Genomic DNA, 16,255 nt, shown 5'->3' on the forward strand with positions numbered 1-16,255 from the left:
AATTAGTTATTTATAAACAGTCTTTAATTACGAATTACGAATTCTTTTAACGTCATAGGTTCAGCCGCATGGAATATTGCTCGTAATGCTGCACTATTGCGATGAATGTCAAACTCAGATTCAATTAATTGTCTGGCTTGGGTTGACAATTTGACTCGCAAGGCTGGATTGGTAAGGAGTTGTTGAAGTGCGATCGCTAATTGTTCGGCATCATGTTGTGGCACAATTAATCCAGTCTGGCGATCGCGCACTAATTCAGGAATTCCAGTTACATCTGTACTCACACAGGGCGTTCCCAATGCCATCGCTTCGAGTAAAACTGTAGGCAAACCATCCCGGTTGCCATCTTTTCCGATAATATATGGGGCTGCAAATACAGCAGCTTGCTGCACCAATTTAAATACATCATTTTGAGGACGTGGACCGACAATTTCCACAGTAGATTGCAGCCCTAAATTTTGGATTTTTTGTTGCAATACAGGTTCTAATGATCCAGTACCCACAATTTGACATTGGAAATCACAATTTATTCGCTTCAAAATCGCACAAGCATCTATCAAAATAGATAGCCCTTTCTTCTCAATTAATCGACCGACTGAGAGAATCAATGAAGGACGATCAACCGGGGAAGAATATTGTAATTGCCGTAAATCTAAGCCATTGTAAATACGTAGAACTCGCTTTGCAGCTGCACCATAAGTTTTTTGCAAATACTTGAGGTTATAGTCACTGACAGTCACGACAGTGGCAGCATCTTTAAACTTGCGTTGCATATCTTCCAATTCAACGCTTTCATGAAAGATGTCTTTAGCATGAGCGGTGAAGGTGTAGGGAATGCCCGTAAAGTGAGATGCTAACCGAGCTACACTGGTTGCGACAGTGCCAAAGTGAGCATGAAAATGGGTGATCTCTTTGAGTCGCGCTTCCCTTGCTAGCCATGCAGCTTGGTAAACAGTGCTATCTTGTTCACCTTGAGCAAATGCCAACTTTGACCAAAAATCTGGAATAACTTTACTGGTTTCTTGTAATTCTGCCCAAAAATAGCTTGCTGCTGTGGGAGAAAGACTATTAAGAGATTCACTCTTGCGGCCTTGAATTGGTTTACGAATGTAGTTGACGGTAGCACGTACCTGGGAAATAATATTTTGAAAGTGAGTGTCACACGGTGGTCTCAAAGCAAAAATTTCAATATCTAAACCAGCCACTTCATGAGCTAGAACTTCATTAACTACGAAGGTTTCAGAATAGCGAGGATAACGTTTAAGAATGTAACCAATACGGATTGACATAATTCGTAATTCGTAATTAAGAAGGTTGCTTTTAGGCTCCCTCATCTCCTTTTAAGAAGCTTGATGTGATGAATGATCAGCAGACATAAGTATTTCATTTACGAATTGAGGAATGCAGCTAAGTCCATCAAGATCGATACAACTACGGGCTTGTGGCGGCTCAACTTCCTGCATTAACCAGTCTGTCAATGCTTCAGGTTTTAGATCGTGCGGGTGTAACATATCAATTAAACCAAGTGCCTGTAGGCGTTCGGCACGGATCAACTGCTCTCGACGGGGCTTGATTCGGGGTATGATGAGCGATCGCTTTTGAAATGACAGCAATTCGCAAGTTGTGTTGTAACCACCCATAGCAATGACGCGTTCAGCCTGATTCAGCAATAGCGTCGGTTCAGCTAAATATTTCAATACCCGCAAATTAGAACGTTTAGCAGCATACTTCTGAAGCTGTTGCTGTACCTTTCGCGGCATGAACGGCCCTGTCAAGATGATCCCACTCATCCCTGGTGGTAGTTCAGCAAGAGCAAATATTTCTGCCAGACGCGCTCCATCTTGTCCGCCTCCCACCAAGCACAACACTAATCGTTCAGATGGCAGATTCAATGATTTCAATGCCTGAACGCTATCCATATCTACGAATTTGAGGCGGTGACGCTGGTCAAGATAGCCAGTGTAGCGTAATTTGGCTAAAGTCTTTGCATTGAAGCGATATTCCTATGCTAGGTCATAAATGGCTGGATCACCATACACCCAAACTGCATCATAGTAGGTTTGAATCGCCTCTTCATTAGCTATTCTTTTCCAATCTCGATGCACAGATGTAGGGTCATCTAACACATCCCGTAAACCTAAAATGCAGTGCGTTTTGCCTTGGGTACGCAAATAATCTAGTGTTGGTTCTAGCTCTCTGACTGCTCCTCGCGGTACATTATCCACAATCAGAATATCGGGTTTAAAAGTTTTGATGGTGGTAAGAATAACTTGCGATCGCAGTGTAATAATTTCCTGCAATGATAAATCCAATCTTCGTGCCTGATATTGCCCATCAATATCTTTGTGCAAAGCAGGTAAAGTCAAACAATCAACCCCTGCTAGTGTTGTTATATTGCTGGCATCCTGTATTCCACTAATCAGCAAAACATTAATTTCTAAGTCTGAACATCCTAAAGTTTGAGCAATCAACAAATTACGGCGCTTATGTCCCAGTCCCATTGTGTCGTGCGAATATAAAGCAATGCGCCATTTTCGAGCATTGTTAGATAAACTACTAACCTCTGAAGACGCTAAATTAGTCGGCGTTCGTGCTATTTCTTTAACGGAGGGTAAAAAGTTTTTCATCTGTACTCCTGACCAAGTTTTCATCTGGTGGCTGACGACTTACAAATTTAATTAACACTTTTATTACAGGTAGATTTTTAAATATTGAGTTGGTTTTTTAAATTAGAAAAGAGAAAAATATTCTGATACCATTTCTTTGTGAAGCTGCGCCAAATTTTCTTTCTTTCTCTCTCTTTATTTGTGTGCTACCCTACGGAAGCCTCTCCGCGTCTATGCGCTCTTTACGGTTCGTTTTTTCTTATACTTCACTCCTAATATGGTTTAGCGCATCTTCATACAGAATTTGTATGAGTATTCATGATTATTTTGTAATAAAATGCAGATATTTATCCAACCTTAATAGATAATATCTTCATTGGTAAAAATCAAATTTAAAGCATGAACTTAAAATTAAGTTATTGTTTTGTTAATGAAAGTTAAAGGCTACTTAAAAAATTATCAATTTTTCATGAAAAATTGATGAAAATTCTCTCATTAAAAACTAATTAATATATGGAAAAACTTAACTCTAAGATTTAAAGACTGATAGAAAGGGTCGATATTCCAAATTTTATTCAGGTAAAAAACTTTGTTTAAAACCAAAATATCTATGTAACTACTTCCATGACCTTAGTAACACAATTAACTTGAATAGATGAACAGTAAATTTAATTAACATTGCTTTTTGGCAAGTAAAAGATGAATTTAAACTATCTCAAAAGAGGATGAGTAAAAATGAGCAGTATGGTAAAGAGTTTTTGCGATCGCTTGTCTGTTTTCAAAGTATCTCCGTTGCTTTTAATTTGGCAGCAACTATTGGGAGAAGCACGCACCCGGATTTTGCTCTGGTACTTGCTGATTTTAGGAATAACGTTTCTCACTGCTATTCCGGCATTTCGCTATCAGGTATATCAGCGCATTGATGACCGTGTTCGTCAGGAGATGGAAGCAAACATGATGGCTTTCAAAGCATTGATTAAGGGCGAAAAGTTTGTTACAGAGAATAGACTGACTGATTATGACTCAGAAGATATATTGAACGAGTCAAAGCAATTGAGTCGCTTACTCTCTAGAGAAGAACAAACCACTGCTCCAGCCTCCGTAGAAGACTTAATCAAGCTTTTTAGAGCTTATTTGTTGTATCGGCGACTAGAAGATGAATCCTACTTTATCGCTTTTATAGATGGTGAATTCTACAAATCTAGTCCTAGCGCCCGTCCTAAGCTTTTAGCCAGAGATTCACAACTCATGAGACGGTGGGCAAAACAGACCCAACCAGAACAGGGAGAACAAGAATTTTTCGTCCCTGACGCTAGTAATATTATTTACATGGTGGAACCCATTACTATTAATGGGCAAACACGGGGAGTCTTTGTCGTTGCCCACAATAGTACTGGGGAAAGGACAGAAGCCTTAGAAGCAGTCACTGTGATTATTGAAGTTTTCAGCCTAGTGTTTGTGGTGTCGTTAATTCTTACCTGGTTAGCTGCGGGGCGGATACTGGCTCCTCTGCGGACAATTGTTACAACGGCTCATGCCATCAGTGAGTCAGATTTAACTCAGCGTTTGCCTGCGCGAGGTAATGGAGAACTAGCAGAACTGGCAAAGACATTCAACGAAATGATGGACAGGGTAGAAGCAGCCTTTGCTAGCCAACGTGAATTTGTCAACGATGCTGGACACGAACTGAAAACTCCCATCACTATTGTTCGCGGACACCTAGAACTGATGGGAGATGATCCCCAAGAACAACAGGAAACCGTGGCACTAGTCATTGGAGAACTAGACCGGATGAGTCGTTTGGTTGATGATATGATTTTGCTGGCAAAAGCAGAACGCGCCGACTTTTTACAGGTAGCAACAGTAAATGTGGCAGATTTAACCAAAGAATTATTTGTTAAAGCCCAAGCACTGGCAGAGAGAGACTGGCAACTAGACTCTGTAGCCAAAGGTCAAATTGTTGTTGACCGACAAAGAATTACCGAAGCCGTGATGAATCTAGCTCAAAATGCTACTCAGCATACTAAGGAGAGTGATACTATTTCCATAGGTTCAGCGATCGCCAAAGGAAAGGTGCGCTTCTGGATACGCGATACAGGTGAAGGCATTCCACTGGTTGATCAAAAACGAATTTTTGAACGCTTTGCCCGATCTTCCAAAAGTCGCCGTCGTTCAGAGGGTGCTGGACTTGGGCTTTCTATAGTGAGAGCGATCGCAGAGGCTCACTTTGGACAAGTATTACTTCGTAGTCAGTTAGGAACAGGTTCGATGTTCACCATCGTTTTACCACTCGATCCCCCCAAAAAATGAGTATCTATGCCCAACATTCTCATCGTTGAAGATGAACCCCGGATTGCCTCATTTATTGAAAAAGGGTTGCGATCGCAAGGGTTCACAACAACAATTCTGACAGATGGGTTGTATGTGCTAGATGTGTTGCAAAGTGGAACCTTTGACTTGTTAATTCTGGATTTAGGGTTGCCTGGAAAAGACGGATTTCAAGTACTCGAAGAACTGCGCGGACAGGGAGAAGACATACCTGTGATTATCCTCTCTGCTAGAAGTGATATTCACGACAAAGTTGCTGGGCTAGAAGGAGGTGCAGATGATTATGTCACCAAACCCTTCCGATTTGAAGAACTGTTGGCGCGGGTAAGATTACGGTTGCGAAGTACCAGACCTGCCAGAGATGCCCAAGAGTTTATCCTCAAAGCTGGTAATATGGAGCTTAATTTGCGAACTCGACAGGTAAAAATATGCGATCGCTTAATAGAGCTACCTGCTCGTGAATTTGCTATGGCAGAAATGTTTTGCCGCCATCCAGGACAAGTCATCAGTCGAGAACAACTCCTCGATTACGTTTGGGGTTACGACTACAACCCAGGTTCTAATATTGTCGATGTCTATGTCGGTTATCTCCGTAAAAAACTAGGCAGCAAACTGATTGAGACAGTTAGAGGCATGGGTTATCGCTTGCGAACGTAGTAATGAGTGCTGAGTTTATAGTAAAAAATTCTCCCCCTTGTCCCAATACGCTTTTTTCTTCCCCTGCCTTCCCTGCCTCCCCTGTCCCCTATTGGAACGCATTCAAGTTCATCAAGGTCGTGATTGATTATGAAACAGCATCACAACTTCGATGATCTGGCTTTTGGTCGATCTAATAGCTCTTTGCAATCAAATAACTCCAGTTCAAACACAAGCAATTCTAGATATTGGTTCAGCCATCTCAAAGTTGGTCAAAAGATTGGCATTGGATATGCACTAATTGTAAGCATTGCTGTACTGGGAACTAGCATTGGGTTTCTGATTGCAGATTATTACCAGCGACAAGCGCAAAAGCGCGAAGAAGCGGCGATTGAAGAGTTATATCAGATGTACCAACTCAAAATCAGTGTGTTTCGTGTTCGTACCAACCAACATAAGCTGATTTTGTACATGGATCAACCAAAAAGATGGCTAGAACAATATAATTTGTTACTTAACTATGTTGAGCAAGCTAGACAAGTTTGGTTTGAGTTCAAAACTAACTACAGTATTGAGAACCCGACTCTATACGATTCTGTAATTGAACAAGAAGCTGTTCATCGCTTGTTGCAGACCCACAAAGGCTTTGATACTTATTTACAGCGCACAGAGGTTCTGTTTAACGATCACAATCCCAGTAAATTATCACCAAACGAAATTAGGACAGCACAAACTCAACTGTTCAATTTCATGCATAGCTCATCAATTTTTATGATTGATGATTTTCTTGATGACATCACAAACCTTGTTGAAGTCATCGCCGAGGAGTATCAGCAAGCAAATTGGGAACTGCGAAGGGCAGAGAAATTACGTCTAAATATTATTTTAGGCAGCCTGTTAGTGTCGATTGCGATCGCCACATTATTAGCAATTTTCACTAGTCAGGCCATTGCCCGTCCTATTCAAGCAGTCACCCATGTTGCTCAACAGGTTACAGAGGAATCTAATTTTGATTTACAAGCACCCGTAACGACTAATGATGAAGTTGGGATCTTGGCTAATTCGCTCAATCGTTTAATTTTGGAAGTTCAGCAACTTATCACAGTCCAAAATGATGCTAACGAACAGCTAGAAGTATACAACCAAGTACTAGAAGAGAAAGTACGCGAACGAACACGGGAGTTAAATGAGAAAAATATCAGCTTAAAGATGGCATTAGAGGAATTGCAACGTACTCAAGTTCAACTTGGAGAAACTGAGGAAAATGGCGATCAAAGCTGAAAAATAAATCTTTTGACCCGGAAATAGCCTAGATGTCACCCCAAATAGTCAATTAATCCCCAGTGGGGCAACACTATATTTCACCAGAAATCCTTGCTAAAAAGCTATTGGTTAATTTATCGCTACACAATAGCCATACGCAACTGCTAATTGCTATTGTCAAAATTCTAAGCAGTGAATTATCAAACTAGACCCCATAGGCTCCCGTTTTTTTGTTAGTATTCAAAAAAACCTATTGACACATTTTCAGATCAATTGTTTGTGATTTGTAAGTAAATGTAAACAATTGTTCCAAAAGAAAAAAAGCACCTGAGGTTTAATGACTGATTATTTCCAAGGAAATTTCCCATTACAATCCGTCCCACTGACGAAGAGTGTGGTCAAGAGCCACGCCCATACTGAAGAGGAGAGCGGAAAATTAGCTGCAACGATAGCAGAAGCTGGATTAGACCGCAAAGCAGGTGAGATTATATTGCTAAAAGTAGCAGAGGTATCTTACCTAGCGGATTACTTTGTGATGATGACTGGCTATTCTAGGGTACAAGTCAGAGCGATCGCTCAAGCAATTGAAGGAAAAGTCGAAACTGAGTTGCAACGTCGTCCCATAAGGACAGAAGGAAAAGTTGAGGGGAGTTGGGTATTACAAGACTACGGTGATGTGATCGTTCACATTATGATGCCCAAAGAACGGGAGTTTTATAATTTAGAAGCGTTCTGGATTCATGCAGAACGTATTTCCCTTCCAGAATCTGATGAGGGTGAAGGTAAGCCAACATGATTAGGTCTTCGGTTTCAAATTGCCCAGTTCCCATAGACCAACAACCGCTCAATGAGTACGAAGAGTTAAAAACTTCCTGGTTGTTTCGTGATAGCACTTTAGATTTGCGCGAATATATCACGAAAATAGCTTGGATTTGGAGTTTATCTTGGCTGATCGCAGCACCTGTGGCAGCAGCAAGTTTTCCTCCCCACAAGTATATTGCACATTTTATCCTTTGTGGTGCAGCAGCAGCCAGTGTCGGGGTCGTACTGGCACTGGTAAGATTATACTTAGGCTGGTTCTACGTGTGCGATCGCCTTGGCAGTCCCACAGTATTTTATGAAGAGTCCGGCTGGTACGACGGCCAAACTTGGACGAAACCACAGGAAATCCTTAACCGCGATCGCTTAATTGTTGCATACGAAATCAAACCCATCTTGCGGCGATTGCAATTTACCTTCGCTGGCTTGGCGGGAATGTACGTTACTGGTACGATAGTTTGGCATTTGTTTTAAAGAGTCATTGGTCATTGGTGATTAGTCACTAGTCATTAGCTAAGGACTAATTACCAATGACCAATGACTAAATTAATTAAAAAAAGGTGATAAATATAAACCCATGACAATGGGAAAACGAACTCAAGCCACAGCACTGGAAGTCCGGTTGCTGCGGGAAGGTATTATTGAATCCAGGCATATAGTCCAGGCTGTAGTATGCGACGATCGGGGACGGGTTCTAACCGTTGCCGGCAATTCTGAAACTGCTGCATTTATCCGTTCAGCCCTCAAACCATTTCAGGCACTCGCAGTCACCACCACAGGTACACTGGAACGCTATGACCTCAGCGATCGCGACTTAGCAATTATGACAAGTTCCCATAAAGGAACAATAGATCAAGTCCGACAGGTATTTAACATCCTTTGGCGAGCTGATCTTGACCCGACTATACTCCAGTGTCCAACTCCTGAAGGTAAGCACAGTCCTCTGGAATACAATTGCTCTGGAAAACATGCGGGAATGTTAGCTGTTTGTCAGCAACGCCGTTGGCCCTTGAATAACTACTTGGATCGCAAGCACCCAGTACAGCAATTGATTTTGGGCAAAGTAGCAGAGTTGCTGCGAATGCCAGCCGCAGAATTTATCTGCGCTCATGATGACTGTGGCGCACCAACTTATTTGATGCAACTAGGACACATGGCATCTTTATATGCGCTGCTAGCCTCTAGTACCAATCTGGATATGGAGCGCATCGTCCGGGCTATGACTCATCACCCCGCGATGGTAGCAGGAGATGGAGAATTTGATACGGAACTGATGCGCTTAACTCCAGGGGAACTGGTTAGTAAAAGTGGTGCCGAAGGAGTACAGTGCATTGGTAGACTCGGTGAAGGCTTGGGATTAGCAATCAAAGTTATGGATGGGACAAAACGGGCAAAACACGCTGTTGCTATTCACCTACTCAAGCAAATGGGTTGGATTAGTCCTAGCGCCGCCGAAAGCCTCTGTGAAAAGTTTGCCACCTTGGGAAAATACACGCGTTTAGAAGTAATTGGAGAATTATCATTTTTGTAGTTGCCAAACTCTTGACTATAGGTTATTATAAATAAGTCGAGAGCAACGCGGGATAGAGCAGCCTGGTAGCTCGTCGGGCTCATAACCCGAAGGTCAGTGGTTCAAATCCACTTCCCGCCACCAAATAAAAAACAAAAACCCTACAATCAGTGAAGATTGCAGGGTTTTTGTTTTGTTTTGATCTATTCTGGAAGAAATAGCCATCTAAAAGGCGCGGAGAATCATGGTTGTGAAGTTGCAGCGACCAATTTTAGTGGGAGGATTGGGACTGTCCTTTTCTCTGTGGATGTTGGACAGTTGGCACGATTCGATAGTGCAGGTGGGTGAGTTTGGTTTGTTGAGTGCCTTAGCTGTAGGCGGTGGTTTGTGGTTATTCCAGCAAAATCGCCCGAAAGACAGTTTAAAGCAGCTAGATGATATGCTCGTAGATCGGGCGACTGTGGAAAGTGCGATCGCTAAAACTGAAACTGTAATTAACCAACTGGCACAAGAATCAGAAAACCATCCGGCGTTACAGACACTGCGAGAACAAATTACCCAATTGTTGTTGGAATTAGACAGACAAGAAATTAAAGTTGCTGTGACTGGCGGTAAATCCGTAGGTAAAAGCACCTTAATTCAAGCTTTAAAGCAAATAGAGACACAAAATTTGGTGTCTTTAGAAGAGACAACACCTTTATTTAGAGAAACGGGTAACAATTCAGATGCTGCGGTTTTAGCAGAAGTTGCAAAATCAGATTTTGTTCTATTTCTGACAAACGGTGATTTGACAGACTCAGAATTCCAAACCCTACAGCAGCTAAAAGCAGCAAATCAGCCGACAATCCTGGTTTTCAACAAACAAGACCAGTATTTAGCCGATGAAAGCGCCAGCATCTTGCTGTCATTGAAACAGCGAATGCAGGGAAATGTAGTTGCAACAGCCGCCTCTCCCATAGCCATCAAAGTCCGAAAGCATGAGGCTGATGGTGCTGTGCAAGAGTGGATGGAACAACCAACAGCAGATATCCAGCAGTTAACTCAGCATTTGGGTGAAGTTTTTGCACAGCAAAGACAGCGCCTGGTTTGGGTAACTACCATGAGGAAAGCCGGGTTGTTGAAAGCTGAGGCGAAAAACTGGCTGAATGGAACCAGACGCGATCGCGCCACCCCAATTATTGAACAATATCAATGGATAGCTGCTGCTGCTGCTTTTGCTAACCCAGTTCCAGCCCTTGATATTCTAGCGACTGCGGCAATTAATGCTCAAATGGTAATGGATTTGGGTAATATCTATCAGCAGAAGTTTTCCCTAGAACAAGCACAAACTGTAGCTGGAACAATGGGAAGTTTGATGCTGAAACTGGGTTTAGTTGAACTTTCTACAAAGGCGATTAGTACTGTTCTTAAAAGTAATGCCGTTACCTTTGTTGCAGGTGGCGTAGTGCAGGGAGTAAGTGCAGCTTATCTGACTAGAGTCGCAGGGTTAAGTCTAGTTGAGTATTTCCAAGAGCAGGAAATAGCAATAGATTCTGGGACTGGTTTGAATTTAGAGAATTTGCGGCAAACCTTGCAAAAAGTATTTCAGCAAAATCAGCAGATTGGTTTTTTGCAGGGATTTGTTAAGCAAAGCGTGAAGCGTTTGTTGCCAGAAGTACAGCAGGTTGAAGTTGTAGGTATTCAGAAGGCTGTAGGATAATTTCACTTACTGTAGTACTGTAGAAACCTAAAATTTACCCAAGCCCATAACGGGCTTGGGTATATCTAATAATTATTGCGAAAGTTGGAAGTTACCAAAGAATTGTGAATAAGGGTAGTTAGCTAAACAGCACCACTGTTTCTATTAAATAGAATAGTTATAGTTTTGAAAATTAGCTTTAAATCGTACACCAAACTCCAATTTTTTTGATACTGCAAATCTAGGCGAATTACATCTTCAAAACTACGGACTGTAGACCGCCCATTGACTTGCCATTCACCAGTCATACCAGGCTTAACATCTAAACGTTGCCACTCTGGTACTTCATAACGTTCCACTTCATCGGGTGTGGGTGGTCGAGTACCTACTAAACTCATTTCTCCTTTGAGGACGTTCCAAAATTGAGGTAATTCATCAAGACTAGTTCGCCGTAAAAAGCGCCCTACCTTGGTAATTCTGGGATCATTTTCATTCTTGAAAAATGCACCTTGCACTTGGTTTTTTACTTGGGATTTCCTTGCTTCTGCATCCACACACATGGAACGGAATTTCCAAATCTCAAACCGCTTTCCCATCCAACCACAACGGGTTTGACTAAAGAAAATGGGGCCAGGATCGTTAATTTGAATAGCGATCGCAATCGGAATAAACAAAACTCCTGTAATTAATAAACCAACCACAGACCCGACAATATCTAAGAACCGTTTCATCCAAGATGCTACAGAAGGATGAGTAGTGGGTAACGGCTCTACTTTACGAGAAGTTGTCTTCCGATGCTCAACTAAGTCTTCTGGTTCTATTAGTAATCCATCGTCAACCGACTCTAAGGGAAAAACCTGATCCAATCCCGTGAGTTTTAAGACTGCCATGACTTGAGGTGTTACATTCCGCAGTGTTAATGTAATTCCTTTAGTCTGGGCGTATTTAAAATTACTGACCAGGGCACCTAAACCACTACTATCCATAAAAGTAGTTTGGTGAAAGTCAATGATGATCTGTTTAGGATGTGAATTGGGCTGAATTAAGCTTTGGCAGGTTTGCTTAAAGTCTAAAGCCTCCAGCACGCTCAACCGCGCGGGCACCTGCATTATAGCCGTGTCGTTTAGGGAATTAACTGGAAAATCGACCTCTGTCGGTTGGCTAGTCATGAAGCTCTGCACTTTCGTTGCCATAAGAAATATCTGATACGTTTGGGAACTCCGTCTGTTTAGAGCGGAGCGGAAAAACGAACGGGCGATTTTAACCGTCTTGCCGCTATAATGGTTGCTATGTAGCGGCAAGCATTATGCTTTTGACTCAAACCAATCGGCTCGATTTGAGTCCAGCAGAGTCTGACATCCTGAAACAGCTTTGCCACTTGAGCAAAAATATGTTCAATGTGGGGCTGTATAACGTGCGTCAGTACTTCTTTCAAGAGCGTCGCTATCTGCGCTATGAGGGCAATTACCACCATGCAAAGGGTAATGAAAACTATGGAATGCTTGCAACTGATATTGCCCAGCAAACCCTGAAAATTGTTGACCGTTCGTTCGGTTCGTTCTTCAAGTTGCTTCAGATGAAACAACGGGGAGAATACATGGCTCAGGTCAGTATGCCGCATTACTTGCCCAAAGACGGGCATTTCCTGCTGGTTATTCCAGTCAGAGAGCGTGATTTGACAACGCGACTGCCCAAGAAAAACTGGCTGTTCACCGTGCCTTCGTCTCGCGCCTTTCGACGTGAGCATGGCGAGGTGAGCTTTGAGATTCCAGAGATGCTTAGAGGCAGAACCATTAAAGAGATTCGCATCCGTCCCAAACTGGGTGCGCGATTCTTTGATGTGTCTTATGTCTATGAGTCCGTGCCAGAACCGCAGGTTGAACAGACTGGAGCAATGCTTGGCATTGACTTTGGTTTGGAGAACCTGGCTACTTGTGTCAGTAGCACAGACAAGTCGTTCATCATCGACGGCAGAAGGTTGAAGTCGCTCAACCATTGGTACAACAAGGAGAATGCTCGTTTGCAGTCTGAAAAGGACAGGCATTGCAGCAAAGGTTTGACACATCGCCAAGCTGCGCTCCTTGATAACCGTAACCACAGGGTTAACGACTACCTGAATAAAGCGGCTCGGTACATCGTCAATTGGTGTCGAGACAATCGCATTAGCAAAATTGTTGTGGGTTACAACCCTGACCTCAAGCAAAGGGTCAATTTGGGCAAACGCAACAATCAAAACTTTACGCAAATCCCGATATACACGTTGAATCGCAAGCTGCAAAGCCTCTGTGAGCGTTACGGGATTGCAGTGGCGCAACAGGAGGAATCTTACACAAGCATTGCCTCGTTTCTGGATGGTGACACTGTGCCTGTCTGGAACGCTGACAACCCAGCCAAATATATGTTTAGCGGCAAACGTATCAAGCGCGGCTTGTACCGTACCGCTCATGGATGGTTGGTCAACGCTGATTGCAATGGGGCTGGCAATATTCTGGTCAAGCATCTTAAAAGTAGCCTGGATGAACTTCGGTTCGGACTGGGTAGGAGCGTTTTGGCAGCGCCGTTAAGGGTGAAAATCTCTTAATAATCTCTGTCTCTTTAGAGCAGGGAGTGTCAAGTATAATGTAATCTGCCAAACATTATTTTGTCCTAAAAAATTACTTCACCTTATATCGCAATCAGTAGTAATCAGGACTAATTACTATTTACCGAGGCTGAGATTGGAGATCGCTAGCGACGATTCACAATAGAACAAGAAGCCAAGAAACATCCTTGCTGTTGTGTCGACGCAGCGCGATCGCGTTGCTCTCATCAAATCAAATGATTGCTAAAACTACGGTTACACCTACCGCACGCCTAGTTGAGGTCTTTTCTGCCATTCAAGGGGAAGGACTGAATGTAGGGACACGTCAAATATTTATTCGTTTTGCATTGTGCGATTTGCGCTGCCACTTTTGTGATAGTGCCCACACTTGGAATGCACCTTCTACTTGTCGGATAGAGCGATCGCCTGGATTGCGCGACTTTGAAATCCACTCTAACCCTGTTCCATTACCCATATTAATCGAATGGGTGGAACAGCAAAATCTACCTTGTCTACACGATAGCATTAGCTTAACTGGGGGAGAACCACTTCTTCATGCCCCATTTCTAACGCAGTTTCTACCCCAAGTGCGAGACATAACTGGTCTACCCATATACTTAGAAACTGGCGGGCATCGCTCAGAACAACTAGCGATGATTCTTCCCTATCTAGACTCTGTGGGTATGGATTTCAAATTGCCTAGTGTTAGCGGCGAAAGCCATTGGCAAGAACATGCTAAATTTCTCCAATTATGTCATGACTCATATTTAAATGTTTTTGTCAAGATAATTGTGTCTCAAAACACAGATCCAGCCGAGTTGGAACGTTCAGCTTCGTTAGTGGCAGAGGTTAGTCCAGATATCTCAGTGTTTTTACAACCTGTTACGCCTTTAGCAGTATCTGAACAATTCTCCCCAATACTTATGCTTGCGCCTACTGCCGATCAAGTTTTAACCTGGCAAGCTTTGATGAAGGGGTTTGTCAAGCACGTGCGTGTGATCCCTCAGACGCATAAAATGCTGAACCAACTGTAAAAGCTTCTGTAAAATTTGAGTTTGATAAAGATGTAGTCAAGAAAAAAGTAAGATTCTATGAAATGGGCATTGCTGCCGCTAATCAGCAAGGCAGCAGCCCCTTAGTAGACATTCCGAGTCCAAGGCAGAATTAGGAGTGAGGAGTTTGAAGTTTAGATTTCACTCCTAATTGTAGAGACTCGATTAATTGCGTCTCTCCTAAATTACAATCCGCCTTCGTCTGGAGTTTTGGATTTAGCTTTTGCTTTATTGGCACTGCGTTTGAGGGCAGAAAGTCTTGCTTCGTATCTTGACCGTTGGCGCTTGCTAGGAGTATTGTCAATCAGGGTTTTTAAAGCGCTACCGAGACTCTTGTAGGCATTGGGTAGGCTATAACCAAAACGAGTTGCCAAAGCGATCGCTTTCTCATCAGCATTGAGCAATTCTTTTAGTTGCTTTTCCCCATTATTCTTTTGGTACAGTCGCCAGCCTGACACGCCACACAGCGACAAAGCTAACACCAGCAGCAATCCATCTTGTACCCACAATTCGCCGACAGCACCACCTAAACCGATGGCTAATGCTGCCATTTCCCAACCATCTTTAGGAATTGTGTCATTTTGAACGCGAGCAACTTCATGCCAGAACAGCAGATTACGCTGATCCATTGCGAGGGCATCCCATTTCACCAGGTCAATTTGAATTTCTACCTGGTCTTTACCAATTTCTTCGCAGCGAACCAGGGGTGGATTGACTTCAGTTGTGCCTTCAACCGTGACCCAGCTCTGTAATTCTGGCGGTAGTAAGCCTTTCAACCGCCGTAGTTCACTCATTTCCGCTTTGGCAGAGGAGGTTGCATAGGATGTCATAATATCCAGCCCCAGAAAATTTCAGTATATAGTGAGGGTATCACTTTGGAGTATAGCTATTTAAGTGATGATCCGTCTCACTCCTTGGGAAAACTTCCTCGCTTTTTCCGTGCCTCCATTGCCTTTTCTAGTAAATCTAGCAATCCTGGAGCTTCTTCTTGGATAGTGAGTAACAGTCTTTCGCCAAGTTCTATATTCCCCGGATCAAGACCCGTTGCCATAACTTCTTTGAGGCGAGGTATGGCTATGCCATCTACAATCTGAATTAACCCACTCAGACAACGGTGAAATTGCTTTTCTGTGAGAATTGAGTCTTCTAGAGGAAACTCAATAATGGCACGAATTTCACCATCAGACGGGTCATACTCCCATTGCAACATTTTGGTTTCCCAGGAAATGGCAAGCATCGTCTGTAAAATAACCCCCTTGTGAGGGTGGTCTTGAATTCCTGACAGAACTTGAGGGGCGAATACCCGAAAAAATTTTCCCTCTTCATCCAACTGGACAACTATCAGAAAATCTTCTAGGTTATCAGCTTCTACACCTGTTATTATCCGGTCTTCTTCATCATCAAAACGGTAGTCCCAACCAAGGTTGTCTAAATAGTTGGCAATCTGTTTGAGGTTAGCTCCCATAAAAGCCTCATAAGGAACGGTGGAGCAGTTGTTACCAGACCTAGTTTAACCTGCTAGGGGTAGTTCTTTAGGTTGGTGTGGCTACTTCCGATCGCATCAAAGTATGCAATTAGGGCATGGGGTATGGGGCATGGGGCATTGAAATAGGATAAACAGATTTTCATGCTGCGCTGTGAATAAGATTTCCTGGGGTTCTATTGCTAATTCTTAAAGAAGCGCTAAATGTATTAGGACTTACGCAAGAACTCTCTGAAACTCTTATTTCTCCGTGTCCTCTGCGCCCTCTGTGGTTCGTTTTTTCATTATTTTGCGTAAGT

15 protein-coding genes and 1 tRNA gene are annotated in these 16,255 nt (G+C 42.8%); 10 read left to right on the forward strand and 6 right to left on the reverse strand.

Going from position 1 to position 16,255, the window contains the following annotated elements:
* Positions 1 to 23: 23 nt before the first annotated feature.
* The 3 genes from GJB62_RS21005 to GJB62_RS37545 all read right to left on the reverse strand — a co-directional run bounded on the left by GJB62_RS21005 (position 24) and on the right by GJB62_RS37545 (position 2,627).
* On the reverse strand, positions 24 to 1,289 hold the full coding sequence (locus GJB62_RS21005; protein ID WP_114085017.1) for a glycosyltransferase family 4 protein: 1,266 nt from the start codon (positions 1,287 to 1,289) through the stop codon (positions 24 to 26).
* A 51-nt stretch (positions 1,290 to 1,340) separates the two neighbouring features.
* Positions 1,341 to 1,919, reverse strand: a complete 579-nt coding sequence (locus tag GJB62_RS37540) for a glycosyltransferase (RefSeq protein WP_245245977.1) — start codon at positions 1,917 to 1,919, stop codon at positions 1,341 to 1,343.
* 84 nt (positions 1,920 to 2,003) lie between these two features.
* Positions 2,004 to 2,627 carry a hypothetical protein gene (locus GJB62_RS37545; RefSeq protein ID WP_245245978.1) on the reverse strand — a complete coding sequence of 208 codons (624 nt, stop codon included), beginning with the start codon at positions 2,625 to 2,627 and terminating at the stop codon, positions 2,004 to 2,006.
* Between the two features lie 723 nt (positions 2,628 to 3,350).
* Between GJB62_RS37545 and GJB62_RS21015 the strand changes: the two genes are divergently transcribed.
* From GJB62_RS21015 to GJB62_RS21050, 8 genes are all read left to right on the forward strand, one after another.
* Complete coding sequence (locus GJB62_RS21015; RefSeq protein WP_114085018.1) at positions 3,351 to 4,916, forward strand: HAMP domain-containing sensor histidine kinase; 1,566 nt, start codon at positions 3,351 to 3,353, stop codon at positions 4,914 to 4,916.
* 6 nt (positions 4,917 to 4,922) lie between these two features.
* On the forward strand, positions 4,923 to 5,591 hold the full coding sequence (locus tag GJB62_RS21020; protein WP_114085019.1) for a response regulator transcription factor: 669 nt from the start codon (positions 4,923 to 4,925) through the stop codon (positions 5,589 to 5,591).
* 129 nt (positions 5,592 to 5,720) lie between these two features.
* Positions 5,721 to 6,851: a HAMP domain-containing protein gene (locus GJB62_RS21025; RefSeq protein WP_114085020.1), complete on the forward strand. Its 1,131-nt coding sequence runs from the start codon at positions 5,721 to 5,723 to the stop codon at positions 6,849 to 6,851.
* Positions 6,852 to 7,170: 319 nt separating this feature from the next.
* Positions 7,171 to 7,629 (forward strand): ribosome silencing factor, encoded by a 459-nt coding sequence (gene rsfS / locus GJB62_RS21030; RefSeq protein WP_114085021.1) that lies wholly within the window; start codon positions 7,171 to 7,173, stop codon positions 7,627 to 7,629.
* The gene (locus GJB62_RS21035) at positions 7,626 to 8,126 is read left to right on the forward strand and encodes a CGLD27 family protein (RefSeq protein ID WP_114085022.1); all 501 of its coding nucleotides are present in this window, start codon (positions 7,626 to 7,628) and stop codon (positions 8,124 to 8,126) included. Before rsfS ends, GJB62_RS21035 begins: the two co-directional genes overlap by 4 nt.
* A 103-nt stretch (positions 8,127 to 8,229) precedes the next feature.
* Complete coding sequence (locus GJB62_RS21040) at positions 8,230 to 9,183, forward strand: asparaginase (protein WP_114085023.1); 954 nt, start codon at positions 8,230 to 8,232, stop codon at positions 9,181 to 9,183.
* Positions 9,184 to 9,229: 46 nt separating this feature from the next.
* Positions 9,230 to 9,306, forward strand: a tRNA-Met gene (locus GJB62_RS21045).
* 100 nt (positions 9,307 to 9,406) lie between these two features.
* Entirely contained in the window at positions 9,407 to 10,861 is a 1,455-nt protein-coding gene (locus GJB62_RS21050) for a DUF697 domain-containing protein (RefSeq protein WP_114085024.1), read from the forward strand.
* 122 nt (positions 10,862 to 10,983) lie between these two features.
* Here the strand turns inward: GJB62_RS21050 and GJB62_RS21055 are convergent, their stop codons facing one another.
* Entirely contained in the window at positions 10,984 to 12,033 is a 1,050-nt protein-coding gene (locus GJB62_RS21055; RefSeq protein ID WP_114085025.1) for an anti-sigma factor antagonist, read from the reverse strand.
* Positions 12,034 to 12,146: 113 nt separating this feature from the next.
* Here GJB62_RS21055 and GJB62_RS21060 point away from each other — a divergent pair, with 113 nt between their 5' ends.
* Entirely contained in the window at positions 12,147 to 13,421 is a 1,275-nt protein-coding gene (locus GJB62_RS21060) for an RNA-guided endonuclease TnpB family protein (RefSeq protein WP_114085026.1), read from the forward strand.
* A gap of 236 nt (positions 13,422 to 13,657) precedes the next feature.
* Entirely contained in the window at positions 13,658 to 14,455 is a 798-nt protein-coding gene (locus tag GJB62_RS21065; RefSeq protein WP_114085027.1) for a 7-carboxy-7-deazaguanine synthase QueE, read from the forward strand.
* A gap of 203 nt (positions 14,456 to 14,658) precedes the next feature.
* On the opposite strand, the gene GJB62_RS21070 is transcribed toward GJB62_RS21065, so the two are convergent.
* Together GJB62_RS21070 and GJB62_RS21075 are read right to left on the reverse strand one after the other, a co-directional pair.
* Complete coding sequence (locus GJB62_RS21070) at positions 14,659 to 15,303, reverse strand: DUF3318 domain-containing protein (RefSeq protein WP_012410672.1); 645 nt, start codon at positions 15,301 to 15,303, stop codon at positions 14,659 to 14,661.
* Between the two features lie 77 nt (positions 15,304 to 15,380).
* Positions 15,381 to 15,938 carry a hypothetical protein gene (locus tag GJB62_RS21075; RefSeq protein ID WP_114085028.1) on the reverse strand — a complete coding sequence of 186 codons (558 nt, stop codon included), beginning with the start codon at positions 15,936 to 15,938 and terminating at the stop codon, positions 15,381 to 15,383.
* Positions 15,939 to 16,255: the final 317 nt, after the last annotated feature.

The organism is Nostoc sp. ATCC 53789 (assembly GCF_009873495.1).
In the GTDB taxonomy this organism is placed as follows: Bacteria; Cyanobacteriota; Cyanobacteriia; order Cyanobacteriales; family Nostocaceae; genus Nostoc; species Nostoc muscorum_A.